Source organism: Pantoea sp. SORGH_AS_0659 (assembly GCF_031453915.1).
Taxonomy (GTDB): domain Bacteria; phylum Pseudomonadota; class Gammaproteobacteria; order Enterobacterales; family Enterobacteriaceae; genus Pantoea; species Pantoea leporis.
Map to the genome: position 1 here is coordinate 3,113,003 of NZ_JAVJAK010000001.1, position 16,556 is coordinate 3,129,558.

Annotated in this window: 16 protein-coding genes; 5 read left to right on the forward strand and 11 right to left on the reverse strand. The window is 53.9% G+C overall.

Features of this window, described 5'->3' with window-relative positions; all coding sequences use genetic code 11:
* Positions 1-695: 695 nt before the first annotated feature.
* Together Q3H59_RS14730 and Q3H59_RS14735 are read left to right on the forward strand one after the other, a co-directional pair.
* Positions 696-941, forward strand: coding sequence for a hypothetical protein (locus Q3H59_RS14730; RefSeq protein ID WP_309835550.1), 246 nt, complete (start codon positions 696-698; stop codon positions 939-941).
* A gap of 106 nt (positions 942-1,047) precedes the next feature.
* Positions 1,048-2,130: a malate/lactate/ureidoglycolate dehydrogenase gene (locus Q3H59_RS14735; protein ID WP_210081530.1), complete on the forward strand. Its 1,083-nt coding sequence runs from the start codon at positions 1,048-1,050 to the stop codon at positions 2,128-2,130.
* Between the two features lie 39 nt (positions 2,131-2,169).
* Here the strand turns inward: Q3H59_RS14735 and gntT are convergent, their stop codons facing one another.
* The gene (gene gntT, locus Q3H59_RS14740; protein WP_309835552.1) at positions 2,170-3,486 is read right to left on the reverse strand and encodes a gluconate transporter; all 1,317 of its coding nucleotides are present in this window, start codon (positions 3,484-3,486) and stop codon (positions 2,170-2,172) included.
* Positions 3,487-3,769: 283 nt separating this feature from the next.
* Here gntT and Q3H59_RS14745 point away from each other — a divergent pair, with 283 nt between their 5' ends.
* Positions 3,770-4,921, forward strand: coding sequence for an iron-containing alcohol dehydrogenase (locus tag Q3H59_RS14745; protein WP_309835554.1), 1,152 nt, complete (start codon positions 3,770-3,772; stop codon positions 4,919-4,921).
* Positions 4,922-4,953: 32 nt separating this feature from the next.
* On the opposite strand, the gene Q3H59_RS14750 is transcribed toward Q3H59_RS14745, so the two are convergent.
* From Q3H59_RS14750 to Q3H59_RS14765, 4 genes are all read right to left on the reverse strand, one after another.
* Entirely contained in the window at positions 4,954-6,882 is a 1,929-nt protein-coding gene (locus Q3H59_RS14750) for a methyl-accepting chemotaxis protein (RefSeq protein WP_309835556.1), read from the reverse strand.
* A gap of 125 nt (positions 6,883-7,007) precedes the next feature.
* On the reverse strand, positions 7,008-7,835 hold the full coding sequence (locus Q3H59_RS14755) for a Cof-type HAD-IIB family hydrolase (protein ID WP_309835558.1): 828 nt from the start codon (positions 7,833-7,835) through the stop codon (positions 7,008-7,010).
* 108 nt (positions 7,836-7,943) lie between these two features.
* Positions 7,944-8,429, reverse strand: a complete 486-nt coding sequence (locus Q3H59_RS14760; protein WP_137385350.1) for an RcnB family protein — start codon at positions 8,427-8,429, stop codon at positions 7,944-7,946.
* A gap of 798 nt (positions 8,430-9,227) precedes the next feature.
* Entirely contained in the window at positions 9,228-9,458 is a 231-nt protein-coding gene (locus tag Q3H59_RS14765) for a DUF1272 domain-containing protein (protein ID WP_192414137.1), read from the reverse strand.
* A 204-nt stretch (positions 9,459-9,662) separates the two neighbouring features.
* On the opposite strand from Q3H59_RS14765, the gene Q3H59_RS14770 reads away from it, so the two are divergent.
* Together Q3H59_RS14770 and Q3H59_RS14775 are read left to right on the forward strand one after the other, a co-directional pair.
* A complete protein-coding gene (locus Q3H59_RS14770; protein ID WP_101763272.1) occupies positions 9,663-10,787 on the forward strand; it encodes an AI-2E family transporter in 1,125 nt (374 codons plus the stop codon).
* Between the two features lie 111 nt (positions 10,788-10,898).
* The gene (locus tag Q3H59_RS14775; RefSeq protein WP_101763273.1) at positions 10,899-11,579 is read left to right on the forward strand and encodes an HAD family hydrolase; all 681 of its coding nucleotides are present in this window, start codon (positions 10,899-10,901) and stop codon (positions 11,577-11,579) included.
* A 125-nt stretch (positions 11,580-11,704) separates the two neighbouring features.
* On the opposite strand, the gene Q3H59_RS14780 is transcribed toward Q3H59_RS14775, so the two are convergent.
* The 6 genes from Q3H59_RS14780 to Q3H59_RS14805 are packed head-to-tail and all read right to left on the reverse strand — an operon-like array spanning position 11,705 to position 16,270.
* The gene (locus tag Q3H59_RS14780) at positions 11,705-12,280 is read right to left on the reverse strand and encodes a TerD family protein (protein ID WP_101763275.1); all 576 of its coding nucleotides are present in this window, start codon (positions 12,278-12,280) and stop codon (positions 11,705-11,707) included.
* 57 nt (positions 12,281-12,337) lie between these two features.
* A complete protein-coding gene (locus Q3H59_RS14785) occupies positions 12,338-12,916 on the reverse strand; it encodes a TerD family protein (RefSeq protein WP_008103744.1) in 579 nt (192 codons plus the stop codon).
* Positions 12,917-12,966: 50 nt separating this feature from the next.
* Positions 12,967-14,004, reverse strand: coding sequence for a TerC/Alx family metal homeostasis membrane protein (locus tag Q3H59_RS14790; protein ID WP_217547281.1), 1,038 nt, complete (start codon positions 14,002-14,004; stop codon positions 12,967-12,969).
* Positions 14,005-14,028: 24 nt separating this feature from the next.
* Complete coding sequence (locus tag Q3H59_RS14795) at positions 14,029-14,484, reverse strand: tellurite resistance TerB family protein (protein WP_192236653.1); 456 nt, start codon at positions 14,482-14,484, stop codon at positions 14,029-14,031.
* Positions 14,485-14,504: 20 nt separating this feature from the next.
* Entirely contained in the window at positions 14,505-15,686 is a 1,182-nt protein-coding gene (locus tag Q3H59_RS14800) for a TerD family protein (RefSeq protein ID WP_271460067.1), read from the reverse strand.
* Positions 15,686-16,270 carry a TerD family protein gene (locus tag Q3H59_RS14805; RefSeq protein WP_101763278.1) on the reverse strand — a complete coding sequence of 195 codons (585 nt, stop codon included), beginning with the start codon at positions 16,268-16,270 and terminating at the stop codon, positions 15,686-15,688. The genes Q3H59_RS14800 and Q3H59_RS14805 overlap by 1 nt, the downstream gene beginning before the upstream one ends.
* Positions 16,271-16,556: the final 286 nt, after the last annotated feature.

Below are 16,556 nucleotides of genomic sequence, written 5' to 3' on the forward strand. Positions count from 1 at the left end.
CAATAAGATAGCTTTCAGTGACTTAGTGTCAACTATTCACGCATGGAATAAATTAATAAAATTTATCAATTGAACTCGCCCGACGAATAAGATAAATCTCGATACTCCAGGACGGAGATGGGGAAAAAACTGACATGACTATTCGTTGTAGCCGCTGCGGTTGCACTAAATTTTTTTACACCTTAACGGACTGCAAACAGGTCGATGCAATAAATCATCATGGTGCCTGCTGCGCACAGTGTCAGAAACCGTTGACGCTGGGCGATCTCATCCTGCCGATTGCGTCTTTTAATGACAGCGAAAAATCCTATGCTGAATAAAAAATTCAGGCACCCGCAGGTGCCTGTTGTTGTCAGAAAATCAGTTTAAAGACGCCTGTTAGTGTCAGTAACCCAACGATGAAGATGATGGCGATAACCCACAGAATTATTTTCATTGTTCGCTCCTTCAAGTATGAAAAATAACGTGTCTGCTAACCAGTATAGATGATCATTCTGCTTTCGCTGGGCGCTGCGAGAGTGGTCACAACCCTTTGCTATCGTTTCGCTTAATGCCGATTGAATTCTGCGAGACGGGTCGCAGCCTGCGATTTTCCCTCTCCTTGATTCCGCACTCAGCGCCTGTCCGCAGTCTAAACTTATAGCGCCTGAAGAGGCCTCGATTGTTATCAATGCCGACGTAACAAGGAGATTCTTATGAGCACGATTAATACCAGCATGGGGCGTTATAGCCTTAAGGCAAAGGATTACGGCAACCACATCAGCGGCAGTATTGCGATTAATGATGAAGGTGGCACGCAACTCACCCTGCAGGAATTTGAAGAGCACTATCTTGACGATGTCGTCAACAATGTCATTTATCCGATCACTGGCGGAAACCGTGAAATTACCCACGCGCTGCGCGATCAGATGGTTAAAGCGGGCTTTGCACAGCCGCACTGAGTTTTTGGGCCACACGTTGTGGCCCTTTACTTCTTATCATTGACTTGCGGTTATTACTGGTTTCGGCACAGGATGCATGATTGTTCATGATAAGGAGATTGACCGTATGAGTACTCTGCATCTTATTCCCCCTTCTCGCCTTCATCAGTTTGTTCAAGCCATTTGGTTACATGCTGGCAGCAGCGCCGAAGAAGCGCGCCTGGTCGCCGACCATTTGGTGGCCGCGAATCTGGCGGGTCACGATTCACACGGCGTTGGCATGATTCCGAGCTACATGAAATCGCTGGCACAGGGCTTTTTGCAACTCAACCAACATGCCAGCATTGCAAAAGACGCCGGCGCGGTGCTGACGCTGCACGGGCACAACGGTTTTGGTCAGGTGGCGGCCTTTGAGGCGATGCAACTCGGTATTGAGCGCGCAGCCAGGTTAGGTATTGCGGCGGTTGGTTTACACCATTCGCACCACATTGGTCGCATCGGCCATTGGGCAGAACAGTGTGCGGCCGCCGGTTTTGTCTCGTTCCACTTTGTTAACGTGATGGGCGATCCGATGGTCGCGCCGTTTAACGGTAGCGATCGTCGTTTTGGCACTAATCCTTTTTGCGCCATTTTCCCGCGCCGCAATGCCAAACCGCTGTTGCTCGATTTCGCCACCAGCGGCATCGCCTTTGGTAAAACGCGAGTGGCGTGGAATAAAGAGCAGCAGGTCGCGCCAGGTTATCTGATTGATCATCAAGGCCAGCCGACCACCGAACCGGGCGTGATGCATCAGGCGCCGTATGGTTCACTGATGCCGTTTGGTCTGCACAAAGGCTATGCGCTGGCAACCATGTGTGAAATTCTCGGCGGCGCGCTGTCCGGCGGACGCACCACGCATGATGAGACGCTGGTCACCAGCCACGATGCCATTTTCAACTGCATGACCACCATCATCGTGAATCCGGATGCGTTTGATGCGCCTGCGATGCAGGAAGAAGCGGAATCATTCCTGGATTGGGTGAAACAGTCGCCGCAAAGTGGCGAAGCACCAATTCAGGTGCCCGGCGAGTGGGAAGAGCAGAACCGCGTGGCACGTGAACGCGATGGCATTCCTCTCGACAGCAACAGCTGGGAGCAAATCTGTGACGCGGCGTTACAAGCGGGAATGCCGCAAGAGGAACTCGCGGCGTTCCGCGCCTTAACACAGTAAACCGCAAGCGGCTGAGGCGCAGTGCCTCAGCCTTGATGCTTAGATGACGTTGGCAAGCAGTAAACAACCCAGCAAACCGCATACCGAAATGATGGTTTCCAGCGCCGACCATGAGCGGAAAGTTTCGCCGATGGTCAGGTTGAAATACTCCTTAAACAGCCAGAAGCCCGGATCGTTGACGTGAGAGAAAATCACGCTGCCGGAGCCGACCGCAATCACCATCAGTTCCGGACTGGCGCCGCTGGTGATGATCAACGGTGCGACAATCCCGCCTGCCGTAATCGCCGCCACGGTAGCGGAACCCAGCGCAATACGCAGCACCGCAGCAATCGACCACGCCATGAAGATCGGCGAAAGATGGGTTTCATGCATCATGCTGGCGATATATTTATCGACGCCGCTGTCCACCAGCACCTGTTTGAACGCCCCGCCACCACCAATCACTAACAGCATCATCGCGATGATCTTGATCGAATCGGTGATGGTGCCCATCACGTCTTCCATGCTGCGGCCACGGTTGAGACCAAAGGTGAAGATGGCGATCAGCACGGCAATCAAGGTTGCCATAATGGGGTCACCAAAGAACTCGGCATACGGCAACAACACGTGACCTTTCGGCAGCAGCATCTCCGCCACCGCGCGCAACGCCATCAGCACCACCGGCACCAATGCCGTCCAGACGCTGACGCCAAAGCCAGGCATTTCCGCTTCGGTAAAGGTTTTCGGGTTCCATAAGCCTTCCGGGATCGGCTTATCAATGCCTTTCAGGAAGCGCGCATAAACCGGACCGGCAAGAATAACGGTAGGAATCCCCAGCAGCGTTCCGTACAGCAGCGTTTTCCCCATATCGGCGTTGAACAGCGTGGCGATCGCAGTTGGGCCCGGATGCGGTGGCAAGAAACCGTGTGTGACCGAGAGCGCGGCCGCCATCGGCACACCCACGTACAGCAGCGGCACGCGCGCGGAGGCGGCGATGCTGAACACCAACGGCAGCATCAGCACAAAGCCCACTTCGTAGAACAGCGCAAAGCCGACGGTGAAGCCGGTCAATACCAGCGCCCACTGAATATGCTTCTCACCAAATTTAGCGATTAACGTGGTGGCGATTCGCTGCGCCCCGCCGCAATCCGCCAGCAGTTTACCCAGCATCGCGCCGAAGCCCATGATCAGCGCGAGGCTGCCCAACGTGCCGCCGACGCCGGTTTTAATCGAAACGATAACTTTGTTGACCGGCATGCCCTGCATCATGCCAACGGCCAGCGCCACCAGAATCAGCGCAATAAATCCGTTCAGTTTGAAACGAATCATCAGCAACAGCAGTAACGCTACGCCAATCGCCACATAGAGTAATGGCATAATTTTTCTCCACTTTTGCGCACGGTAAGTTACCGGCAGCGGTTTATTTTGGTTATCCCAGAGGACATGAGAATCAACAACGTGCACCACAGGAAACATCCTGCCGAGCAATGTTACGGGTATCATGTTAAGGGTAACATTGCGTACAAAGCACCTGGCGCCGCAGCGGAATTTCTGTTTTGCGAAGGTGATCAACTTTTTGCCAGCGGGTTATCAGAATGTTTGCAGCGGGAGTGTCATGGCTTATGGTTACACTTAGGTCTTTGAGCCAAACAAGAAGGACGTGCAGGTGAGTGAGAATCTGATCGAGTTGTACAGTAATCAACAAACCCTGTTTGGGCGCGGCAGCATTGACCAACTGATTCCGCTGCTGGCGGCCAATACCCAGCCGACGCTGCTGTTTTGCGGCCGCTCATTCCTGAATGGTCCGGCCTGGACGCGCTTAGGTGCCGCGCTCAACGATCACATCATCGGTTACGAGATTGTCAGCCATGAAGCCTCGCCAGATGAGATTGATGGCTGGGTGCGACGCTGGCGCGGCCATGTTGATCGCGTGGTGGCGATTGGTGGCGGCAGCGTGCTGGATGCGGCTAAAGCCTTTAGCGCGATGATGCAGCACCCGCTGAATACCGCGCGCTATCTGGAGAAAGTCGGTGATACGCCAGTGCAAGCGGTGACCTTGCCGCTGATCGCCATTCCCACCACGGCCGGCACCGGCAGCGAAGCCACGCAGAACGCAGTGGTGACCGATCAGCAGCATATTCAGGTCAAAGCGTCGCTGCGCCATCCGGTGTTTGTGCCGCAGGTCGCAATTCTCGATCCTGATCTGCTAAAAGGCGCGCCCGACAGCGTGCTGGCAACCTGCGCCATCGATGCCTTCACCCATCTTTTCGAAGCCTATCTGTCGCGCAAAGGCAATTTGTTCACCCAGCAAACTGCGCTTAATGGGCTGCGACTGTTCTTCCAGGCCTGGCCAGATTTAAACCGTGACGACGAGCGTGGAGATGCCGCGCGCGAAGCGATGATGATGGCGTCATGGTTGGGTGGCGTGTGTCTGAGCAGCGCCGGATTGGGCGTGATCCACGGCATTGCCGGTGAGTTGGGGGCAATCAAGCCGTTCCATCACGGCGAAGTGTGCGGACGTTTACTGTTCCCGTTCCTCGAGGTGCTGGCAGAAACCGAGCATGCTGAACAGCAACGTTTGATGGCGCAGTTCGGCCAACAGCTGCTGCCGGACGATCCCGCGCCGCCCGCGCTGGCGTTGAAAGCCTGGATCCAGCAGCAGGCGATCGTGCCGTTCTGGTTAGAAGGCCCAACGCTGTCAGCCATCGACGTTGACTGGATTGTGTCGCGCGCCAACAGCAAAAACGGCTGGGTCAGCTACGATGCACCGACGTTAACCGAGATGATTGCCGCCGCCTGGCGCATCGTCTAAATGATAACGGGCAGCCGACGCTGCCCGATTTTTTACTGCTCAGCCACTTTAAACATCGCCATCTCTTGCGCCAGCTGCGCCGCTTCATCACGCAGCGCCTGGGTATTTTCGGCGGTTTGCGTCACCAGCCTCAGGTTTTGCTGAATACCGCGCTCCATCTGTGATACGGCCAGCGTCACTTCCGCAATACCTTTGCTCTGCTCATCACCAGCCACGCGCATCTCGCTGACTACCTGCTTCACTTTATGCACGTCGGAAACCAGTTGCGAAAGCTGCTGCCCCGCGCCTTCCACCAGTTTACTGCCGGCCAGCACGTTGCTGTCGGAATCGGCAATCAGCGCTTTGATCTCCTGCGCCGCCGTGGCGCTGCGCTGGGCTAAGGCGCGCACTTCAGATGCCACCACCGCAAAACCACGCCCTTGCTCACCAGCGCGTGCCGCTTCCACCGCCGCATTCAGGGCAAGGATGTTGGTTTGAAACGCGATGCTGTCAATCACCGTCAGAATCTCCGCCACGCGGCGCGACGAGGATTGAATAGCGCCCATGGTGCTCACCACTTCGCCCATCACTTCGCTGCTGCTGCGGGCAATCTGCGCGGTCTGTTCGGCGGCAGCATCGGCCAGTCGGGTATTTTCAGCGTTTTGCTGCACGGTGGCGTTAAGCTGCTCCATCGCCGCCGCACTCTGCTCAAGCGCCGCAGCCTGCTCAGCGATTTTCTCCGACAGCGCGGTGTTGCTGTGCGCTAATCCCGATGCGTTGGCCGCCACCGTTTCGCCGCTGCCCTGCACGCGGGTAATCACGCCAGCGATCTTATCGACAAAGCTGTTGAACGCACCGGCAATATCCGCCAGCTCATCGCGCCCACTTTTGGTCAGACGGCGGGTTAAATCGCCATCGCCATTGGCAATCTCATCCAGCGCCGCGTGCGTCGCCTTCAGACGTTGGCCAATGCGTTGGGTAAACGCCCAGGTTAACAGCAGCAGCACGATCATCGCCGGAATCAGGAAAGTGAAGATGTCGCGCATCATGGTACGCGCCAGGCCGCTGACGGCACTTTCCGGCGTTACCAGGCCAATCACCCAACCGGTGCCGGGCATGCGGAACAGCGTCACCTGCGCGCTGTTGTGCAAGTAGCCGTCTGCAAAATCCGACAGTTGTAATACATCGCCATCGCCCTTCAACTGGGTGATACGGGCGGCCAGCGGCGCCAGCCAGCTGGATTTTTCCGCCAGGCTGCTCAAGGTGGTGAGCGATTTCATATCCTGGCCTGGGTAATAGAGCAGATTGCCCGCGCTATCGAGCGCAAAGGCATAACCGCCCGTCACCTGCCCTTTCTGCTGCATAAAGCCCGCAAGATTATCCAGCTGCACATCCAGCGTTGCGACACCGGCAAACCGATCGCCCGCCGCATACGGCACGCTGCAGGTCACCATTTTCACACCGGAGACCGGATCCTGATACACCTCCGACCAACCGCAACGATCGCGCGGTCCGTTACGCACCGCGCTGTACCAGCTTTCCTGTTGATAGCCGTTGCCCGCAGGCAGGTTGTAGTCATCGGAATAGGCCAGCGCGCCATCACCCTGACGCGCCCAGAAGAAGCTACGACGCTGCACTCCGGCGCTAAACGCATCGGGTTCCGGCCACACGCCGCCGCCGGCAATGGTTTTATTGCCGCTGCTGTTGATGATTTGTGGGAAGCTTTGCTGCCACAGCGTGGCATCGTGCGGCAACACTTCAGCAAGGCGCGCCATGCTGACGGCCTCGCCTTCAATGCGCACCAGCTGCTGATTTAATTGGCTGACCAGATTGCTACCGGCCTGCTCAATCAGCGTATGGCTGGCTTCGATGACGCGCGGCTGACCGCGCAACAACAGAACGGAAAATACGACTGCGGTGGTGACGCACAGTAATAGCAGGCCACCCAGCGTCATGCGGGCAGCCAAACGGGTTGGCAACATAATTTATCCTTTCTAACCGACTGCATTAACGATTGAGATAAGAAGTGCCGCTCAGCGGCGAATTGTGCGTTCCGTCACAATCGAATATCGGCAAAGCAAAGAATAAATTCAGCTGTAAATGACGATCAGATGACAAACGGCGGTTTGCCGGCCAGCATCTGCTCAATCACCTGTAAAACGCCCTCGTCGTTATTACCCGGCGCTTCAAAGCGGGCCGCATCTTTGACCTTCTGCGGTGCGTTCGCCATGGCAAAGCTGAAGCCCGACTGCTGCAGCATTTCGAGATCGTTACCGCCGTCGCCAAACACCAGAATTTCACTGCGTTCGATGCCCCAGCGTTTGCCCAACAGATCGAGGCCGTGACCTTTATGGTTGCCCGGCACGATCAAATCCACCGATCCATGACCGCTGGACGTGGCGGCGGCCGCCCCCTGATGCAGACGCTCAATGTCCGCCATCAGCGGTTCCACGTAATCATCAGACAGATTCAGCGCGAACTTGAACAGCTTATCGCCCGCCACGTCATCGAGGCTGCGAATCGCCTTCAGGCGGTGGCAATAGTGACGCATTTTCACCAGCCACTTTTCATCAAGGCCTTCGAAGTAGTACGCGCTGTCGCGTCCGCACAGGATGTAACGCAGTTCGGGATAGTTACCGTTGTGCAATGTATCCAGCACCGCATCAATATCAGGATGGGAAAACTCGCCGCAGAATAACTCTTCATCACAATCGATAATCCACGCGCCGTTCTCCGCCACGAAGGCAATTTCGTGGGCGATCTCAGGGAAGAAGGATTTGAGTTGGTAATACTGGTTGCCGCTGGCTACCACAAACTTGATGCCGCGCTGCTTCATTTCCTGATAGCAGGCGTTAAAACGCGCGCGGTTGTACTGTTTATTGTCGTCGAGAAAGGTGCCGTCTTTATCCACCGCCACCATTTTTACCACGGTCATCATCACTCCTTAACGTATCGAAAGGAAAAACGGGTCGTAGAGAGAATAACCTGGTGAGCGGATAAAGCGCAGAGAAACACGGATGGCCGCAGCCATCCGCCGGGGAGATTAGTTGAACGCGCCGTTGAGCAGAATCGCGGTAATGATGCCGGTTGCTGCGGCCACCAGCACGTAATTACCGTCGATGTAAGCCCAATGCTCACCACGCGGTGGTTCATACAGACCACGGTCACGCCAGTCATCTACGCGATAATGCGGACCACGAAACTCCGGCGGTGCCGGATAGCCGCGACGGAAGTCATGTCCGCCCCAGGCGAAGCGGTCGCCGTCACGATGCCCTTCCGGCATACGATGGTCAGCATAACGGTCATGACGATCCGGGCCGGGGCCGCGATCGTGGCCACGGTCATGATGATTGCCGCGATCCGGTCCGCGGTCGCCGCCACGATCCGGGCCACGTCCGTGGTCCTGATGCTGGTCGCCGCCGTGCGGCTGCCAGCGCTGGTCACCAGGGCCGTCTGCCCAGGAGACGCTAGATAACAGTGTGCTGCATGCAATAAATGACGCAATAAGAGTTAATGTTGTTTTTTTCATGGTGTTGCCTCCAATGATAACGGCGGTTGCTGTGCCGTTAAGCATTACTATTGATTAACTGGAGACAGAAAAGCATTTCCAAAACTCTTAAAAACCGCATACTTACAGGAAATTACGTCAACTTATCACTTTCTTAACGATTGTGTATTTTCTGACATTAACAGGATCGAAGAGACGCATCAGCGTTTATTGCGGCGAGAGCGGGAAATATAAAGAAAAACCCGATCGCAAGGATCGGGAGGATAATTCAATTTCCATAAATTGCATAAAGGGGTAAACCCTGCAAAAGTGAGGGTAAAACTGAAGCACACAACGCCACATCACTAGCATTGCCAGCAAACAATACCATTTAAAATTGAAAACTTCTTTTGAAAAGGGCTATTTTTCAGAAAAATACGCAAAAATTAAATGACAGAAACAAATATTATTTTAGGAACGATGTTTCAGGGTAAATAAGGTCTGTGCTCTGACCAGATTCAGCAAAGACACAATAACAAGGCATTCAAGCAGCTAATCCATGCTATCAAGAATGGTTAATAGCCCTTTAAAAACAACAGCATTGACTTCTTAAACCTTTATAATCTCAGCACGCCTCACACGCAACCTGATGAGTATTTAACAATTACTGCTCCTTATTAGTCCCGGATTGTTTATCACCAACATTAATACACAGCGGTGATTACTATCGTGCTCAAAATTACCCTGCTTTCGTAACGTTTAAATATCACGAGGCAGCGTGATAAACTATTTAGGGTAAACGTTTACATGAGCAGAATATTCGTTTGCACGCTCACTATCTCATGAAGAAGATAAATGGCGCGTTGAGGACGCCGGATGACGTGCTAACGCTGCAGCAGGACGAATCGGTCGACGCACCAGTTCACCGCTGCAATTCGGGCAGCGCTGCGCCAGGATACCTTCCGCGCACGCCACACAGAACGTACATTCAAATGAACAGATGCGCGCCTCAAGCGACGCCGGCGGCAGATCTCTATCGCAGCATTCGCAGTTAGGACGTAGTTCCAGCATGATTTCCTCCGGTGAGTTTCAGCCACCATCATCACCGTTATAGTGCTGCCGCGCCAGCCAGTGAACAGACATCAGGCGGACAAATCGGGACATCCTGTGTCTGCTCTCTTCACGAGCTTAAACGAACCATCGATCCTAAAAACATTACTTTCCCCTTTAAGCGTTCTATAGTTCATTCGCCCTATCTACTGACGAGACTATGTAATGCGTATTAAAGGACTTAATTTAGGCTTCTTTATCGTTATTTTGGCGATCGTCACCTTCGCCTTTTTTGATGTGCTGACACCCTATTTTTCTGCCATTTTCTGGGCCGCGATTCTGGCGGTGATCTTCCATCCACTGAAGTCGCTGCTGCGCCGTAAAATGGGCGATCGCAACGGTCTGGCTTCGTTCGCTACGTTACTGATTATCTGCCTGATGGTGTTCACGCCGCTGGCGCTGATCACCTCTTCAATGGTGGTTGAAGTTAACACCGTCTACACCAAGCTGCAGAACAACTCCGCGCAGTTCCCTGCGGTGTTTGCCGATCTGCTGCAGCATCTGCCTTCCTGGGCACGCAACTATCTCGCCGATAACAACCTGAACAACGCGCAGGAGATTCAGCAGAAGCTCTCTGGCTTTGCGCTGAAAGGCGGCCAATACATGGCGGGCAGCGTGTTCCTGATCGGCAAAGGGACCTTCACCTTTACCGTTGGCTTTGGCGTGATGCTCTATCTGCTGTTCTTCCTGCTGAAAGATGGCGCCTGGCTGGTGAATTTAATTCTTGAAGCGCTGCCGCTTTCAACCTACGTGAAACATCACCTGCTGATGAAGTTCGCAGCGGTATCGCGCGCCACGGTCAAAGGCACGGTGGTGGTTGCGGTGGTACAAGGTGTGCTGGGCGGCATCGCCTTCTGGATCACTGGCATTGATGGCAGCTTGCTGTGGGGCACCTTGATGGCGTTCCTGTCACTGATTCCGGCGGTCGGTTCCGCCATTGTTTGGGTACCGGCAACCATCTTCTTCTTCGCCACCAGCGCCATCTGGAAAGCGCTGTTCCTGATTGGCTTCTTCGTGGTGGTGGTTGGCCTGGTGGATAATATTCTGCGTCCGCTGCTGGTCGGTAAAGACACCAAAATGCCGGACTATCTGATCCTGATCTCCACGCTGGGCGGCATGGAAGTTTACGGCATCAACGGCTTTGTCATTGGTCCGCTGATCGCCGCGCTGTTTATTGCCTGCTGGAATCTGCTCTCCGGTCGCGATAACCGTGAGAACTCTGAAGAGATTGACGAAGAGTTTATCGAAGAGGGTAAAACCCGCGAGGAAGAGGGCAAAATCCGCGAGTAAGCGTTTCAAACGGCTACCGTTTATCGGTAGCCGCATTCACGCATGAGAATATCGGCCAGCCATTTGCTATCATCGTGGCATTGATTACGGCTTGCGACAAAAGAGAACAACATGTCCATGGAATCCTCCTTAGCGCGTGAAAATCAGGTTCTGTCAGTCTTCGATTTTGACGGCACGCTGACCATTCACGACAGCTTCATCCCCTTTCTGCGTTTCAGCTTTGGCAAACGCGCGTTCGCACGCAAAATTGCCAAACTGGCATTCCCTACGCTGCGCTGCATGCGGAAAAAGCTAACGCGTGATGAGTTAAAAGAAGTGTTGATTCACACCTTTTTAACCGGCGTTGAGGAGCAATGGATTCGCCAGCAGGCGCAACTTTTCTGCGCGGCAAACTGGAATAAGCTAATGCGCCCAGCCGGGCTGTTAGCGGTTGCCGCTGAAGTGAACTCCAGCGCCGAAGTGACCATCTGTTCCGCCTCGCCAGCGATGGTGTTAGAACCCTTCGCCGAGCGTCTGGGCATCAATCTGATCGGTACCCAATTAGAAGTCGTTGACGGCATTCTTACTGGTAAAATTACCGGCCATAACTGCCGCTGCGGGCAAAAGGTCAAGCGACTGGAAAGCGTTTACGGCCCGCTGCATAACTATCACCTGCGCGCCTGGGGCGATACGCGCGGTGATTTTGAGTTACTGGCCGCCGCGCAGGATCCACACTGGCGTCATTTCCATCCAACGTGGAAAAAACGCCGCGTGCCAATGGAAAAACTGCGCATGCTGCGTCTGGATCCTTAGGCGCACCATTCATGGCGACCGATTGACACTTCGTCGCTACGCAATAAGCACTTAGTCGTTTTGATCCATTATTGAGACAGTAAAAAGCCCCGGACCAGCCGGGGCTTTGTTAGCAATGCTTTGAATCAGACGCTCACGCCGTGCTGCGAAGCCAGCGCTGACAGGCCGCCTGCGAAGCCCTGACCAACGGCTTTGAATTTCCACTCGGCACCATTGCGATACAGCTCACCGAACACCATCGCGGTTTCGGTAGAGGCATCTTCAGACAGGTCGAAACGGGCGATTTCAGCACCGCTGTCATTATTGAAGATACGCATGAAGCTGTTGCTCACCATGCCGAAGTTCTGCTTACGCGCTTCGGCATCATAAATGGTCACCGCGAAGACCAGCTTCTTCACCTCAGCCGGTACTTTAGACAGGGTAATTTTAACCTGCTCGTCATCGCCATCGCCGGCACCGGTGCGGTTATCGCCCTGATGCTCAACGGAACCACAAGCGCTCTGCTTGTTGTTGAAGAAGATGAAGCTGGCATCGCTCAGCACTTTACCGTCGTCACCGACCATAAATACTGACGCGTCGAGGTCGAAATCCTGACCATCTGTTACACGTGCATCCCAACCCAGACCCGCCATGGCAACATTCATGGTGGGTGCTTCTTTAGTCAGGGAAACGTTACCGCCTTTTACCAGAGAAACTGCCATTTTAAAGCTCCTGCTTTTAATTGGATGATGCGGGCAGCGCGAAGCTGCCCGTGATAATTAAGACGCGTTGATGCCGTACTGAGCACATACCGAAGCGAGGCCGCCGGCATAACCCTGGCCTACCGCGCGGAATTTCCACTCGGCGCCGTTACGGTACAGCTCACCAAACAGCATCGCGGTTTCGGTGGAGGCATCTTCGGTCAAATCGTAACGCGCCACTTCACTGCGATCGTCATCGTTGACCAGGCGGATAAACGCGCCGGAAACCTGGCCAAAGCTCTGACGACGGGTCTGCGCATCGTGGATGGTGACCACAAACACAATCTTGTCGACGTCAGCCGGGATCAAATCCAGTTTGATTTTCAGCGATTCATCATCGCCATCGCCTGCACCAGTACGGTTGTCACCGGTGTGGGAAACGGAACCGTCGGAAGAGACCAGATTGTTGTAGAAAATAAAGTCAGCATCGCCGCGGACTTTGCCGCTGGCGGACAGCAAGAACGCTGACGCATCAAGGTCAAAGTCCTGACCATCGGTGGAACGTGCATCCCAGCCAAGGCCAACGAGGACGTTTTTCATGGTTGGTGCCGCTTTGCTCAGCGAAACGTTACCGCCTTTAGAAAGAGAAACGCTCATTGTAATTACCTCTTGGTTAATGATTTTTCAGACTCATTGCTGGCAGAAGATCAACTCTCTTCTTTTTCCTCGGGTTTACCGGGGAACATCACGCTGAGCACGATACCGACCGCTAACACGCCGAGTACCACAAACAGGCTGGCGCTAGCAGAGATGCTGTAGCCGTGATGCCAGATATGATCGGTAGCATTCAGACCCAGTTTCACCGCGATGAAGAACAGCAGCACGATAACGGCTTTCTCGAGGTGAACCAGATACTGCTTCAATGCTTCAAGTACGAAGTACAGTGTACGCAAGCCGAGGATGGCGAACATCATGGCGCTATAAACGATCAGCGGTTCACGGCTTACTGCGATAATCGCCGGCACGGAGTCAAAGGCGAACATCACGTCAGAGAGTTCAACCACCGCCACACACAGCATCAACGGCGTGGCATACAGCGCCGCTTTCTTGCCGCGACCAATCACTACGTCTTTGTTTTCTGGCTTCTGCAGCTCTTCATCAACTTCCTTCTGATTCAGCAGGAAGGCGTTACCGCGCATTTTTGGCCAGATTGGGAAGAAGCGCTTCACCATGCGATAAGCAAGATGCTGCGAGTAATCTTCGATCTCGTCGCTGTCGTCGCCGCTTTTCAGCATCATCACCGCCGTCCACGCGACGATCAGCGCAAACACGATTTCGACATACGGACCAAGGCTCAGCAAGCCGGTACCGATCGCCACGAAGATGCCACGGAAAACGATGGCACCGATGATGCCCCAGTAGAGCACGCGGTGACGATAGCGGTCCGGAACAGCAAACCACGAGAAGATCGCCATCATCACGAACAGGTTATCGACGGAGAGTACTTTCTCCAGCGCATAACCGGTCACGAACAGGCTGGCAACTTCAGCGCCGTGATGGATATAGAGGAAGCCGGCGAAACCCATCGCCACCGCCACCCAGAACACCGACCACAGCGCCGCGCTTTTCAGCGAAATCGGCTTGTCGCCGCGGTGCATGAACAGGTCGATAAAAATAGCGCCCACCGACAGCGCGATGAAAACCGCGACAGTTTCAGTTGGGAAGCCAATGTGCGTAGACACCATGATGAACCCTTAAAAGATAAAAAATTACAGACCAAATATTGCTGGATCAAAGCCCAAAGCGACGGCGATTTCGCGCACCGCTTTCTGCTCGTCAGCATCAAAATCACCATCACTCTTACCGACAGCAATACCTACGCGGATCGCCAACTGTGCGGCTTCCGGCTGATCTTTCAACGCCATGATGTGCTTCATGGTTTCGCCCTTGCCGATTTCCAGATCGAAATCAAAGCTGCTCACCAGCTTGTTGAAGAACTCAATCACTTCATTGGTATCAAAGACTTTCAACTCTTCGGAGGCGCGCAGAAAACCGATCATCTTCTGCTTCTCTTCCGCGCTCACGCCGCCGTCTGCCACCGCAATGCGTGCGCACACCGCGACGGTGCCTTGCATAAATTTCTTGTTCTTAAAGCGGCTAACCTGTTTGGTTAATTCATCGCGGCCGGAATTAAATGCCCCTTTGACCTTGTTGAAAAAGCTCATAGTGAATCCTCTGTCTGTTATTATTTGGAGCCGGCTCGCCAGTTGAATCCCCAACCGAAAGCTTTGTCCATATCGGAATGCCCGTTAAAGAACTGATTGATACGCTCGACGCGGATACTGCCGTTCTCATTGACCAGGCGAGCAATCGCACACATGTTGCGGCGGTTCTCCCCTTCAGTCATACGCGTTTCAATCGGAGGCTGGTCTGGAATGTGCAGCGTGACTACGCCATCCGTCTTGTCCCAGCTCGCCGCACCTTGATAGATGAAGGCGAAAATTAATACCTCGCGAATCTGACTCCATTCGCGACCGTTGATGTGCAGCCATTCGCCGTCGGTCACTTCGCCAGTGCGATCGTCGCCCTGCAAGTGTACGAAAGGTTTGGCATGCATAGCGCCAAAATTGCCGCCCAGCGCCTGGATCACACCGCGCGAGCCGTCTTGCAGCTCAACGAAGGCGCCGAGATCGAGATCCACGCCTTTGTTGCCGCCGAACAATCCGCGCAATCCGCCGCCGCCACTGCTGGTTTCACGGTGCCAGTTCAGATTGATGCGGATCTCACCGAAGTTATCGCGCTTGGTCAGGCTGATGGCTGGCTTCTCTTTGGTAAGAGACACTTTGCTCAGATTGATTTTTGCCGGCGCGGGTGTCGGTGCTGGAGCCGGTGCCGCCTGCGGTGCAGGCGCAGGCGTTGGGGCAGGCGCGGGTTCAGCCACATCCACACCAAAATGTTCCGCCAGTGGCTTTAAGCCGCCGTTGAAACCCTGCGCAATAAAGCGGAATTTCCACTCATTATTGCGGCGGTAAAGTTCGCCGAGGATCAACGCCGCTTCCTGACGTCCTACCAGCTCCACGCTGCCATTCAGCAACACTTCACCGCTCTGCTCCACCTGAATCGCCAGACGTTGCAAACCCGACACGTTGCGGCCGCCGTCACAGGTAACGGTAAAGGCCACTTTCTGCACGTCAGGACGCAAGCGGGTGAGATCGACAGAAAAGGCAGAGTTGTGCCCTTCGCTTTTCAGGCTGATGGTGCGGTCATCGTTATCCGGCTGACCGTAGAACACCATATCGGCATCGCCATTGACTTTGCCGCTGGTGAACAGACGAAAGGCCGAAGCATCAACGGCGGCGCCAGCGAGTACGCGCACCGTCAGCAGATTAGCGGGAACGGGAGCATTGCTCCCCGGCGTCATATTCATTAGCGCACCACTGCGGCAACGATGTCGTTTTGCATCGCGTCAATGGTACGGCCGGCACTCGCGCGGCCATGCGCCGTGAAGTCCCACAGTCCGCCGTTGCGGTGCAGCGAAGCAATCACGATGCCGGTATGGCTGCCTTGCTCAGTCAGCTCATAGCGCGCCAGCTCTTTGCCGTTTTGATCCACCACGCGGCAGAAGGCATTTTCCACTTCGTTGAAGGTTTGCCCCTGGAAGCTGTTCACGGTGAACGCCAGATACTCAACGTTAGCTGGCAGACGTGACAACTCAACGATGATCACTTCATCGTCGCCATCGCCTTCGCCAGTACGATTATCGCCGCTGTGTTTCACCGCACCACATTTGGAGGTTAATGCGCGGAACCAGATGGTATCAATGGCGTGACCGGATTGATCCAGTAATACGCAGCTGGCATCCAGATCGATGGAATCGCTGCCACCACCAAAAAGCTTGCCCATGAAGCCTTTCTTTTTAATGGGATCCCAGCCTAAGCCGAAATGTAATTTATTCAGCGAAGCGGTTTGTTTGCTGAGTGAAACCGTCTGATTCTTGCTTAATGAAACCATGTCATAATTCCTTCAAACAGGTTTGAAAAGGGTTTTATATTTGCATCAAATTCCATGAGGGCAAAATCATAACATGAGGATATTCATGTTCAGCATTAATTTTCACAGCAATTTTATGAAACACAATAAAGCCTTGCATAAGAACAACTTAAAAGAATCCAGCCCGAACCAGCAACGCACTAAACATGACAATTCTTTACATTAAAATTCATAAGGTTACGTTAGGGTAAAAAATCATATTATGATTGACTCATTTCGAAGTGAGAAATAAACTCGCAAACCATAA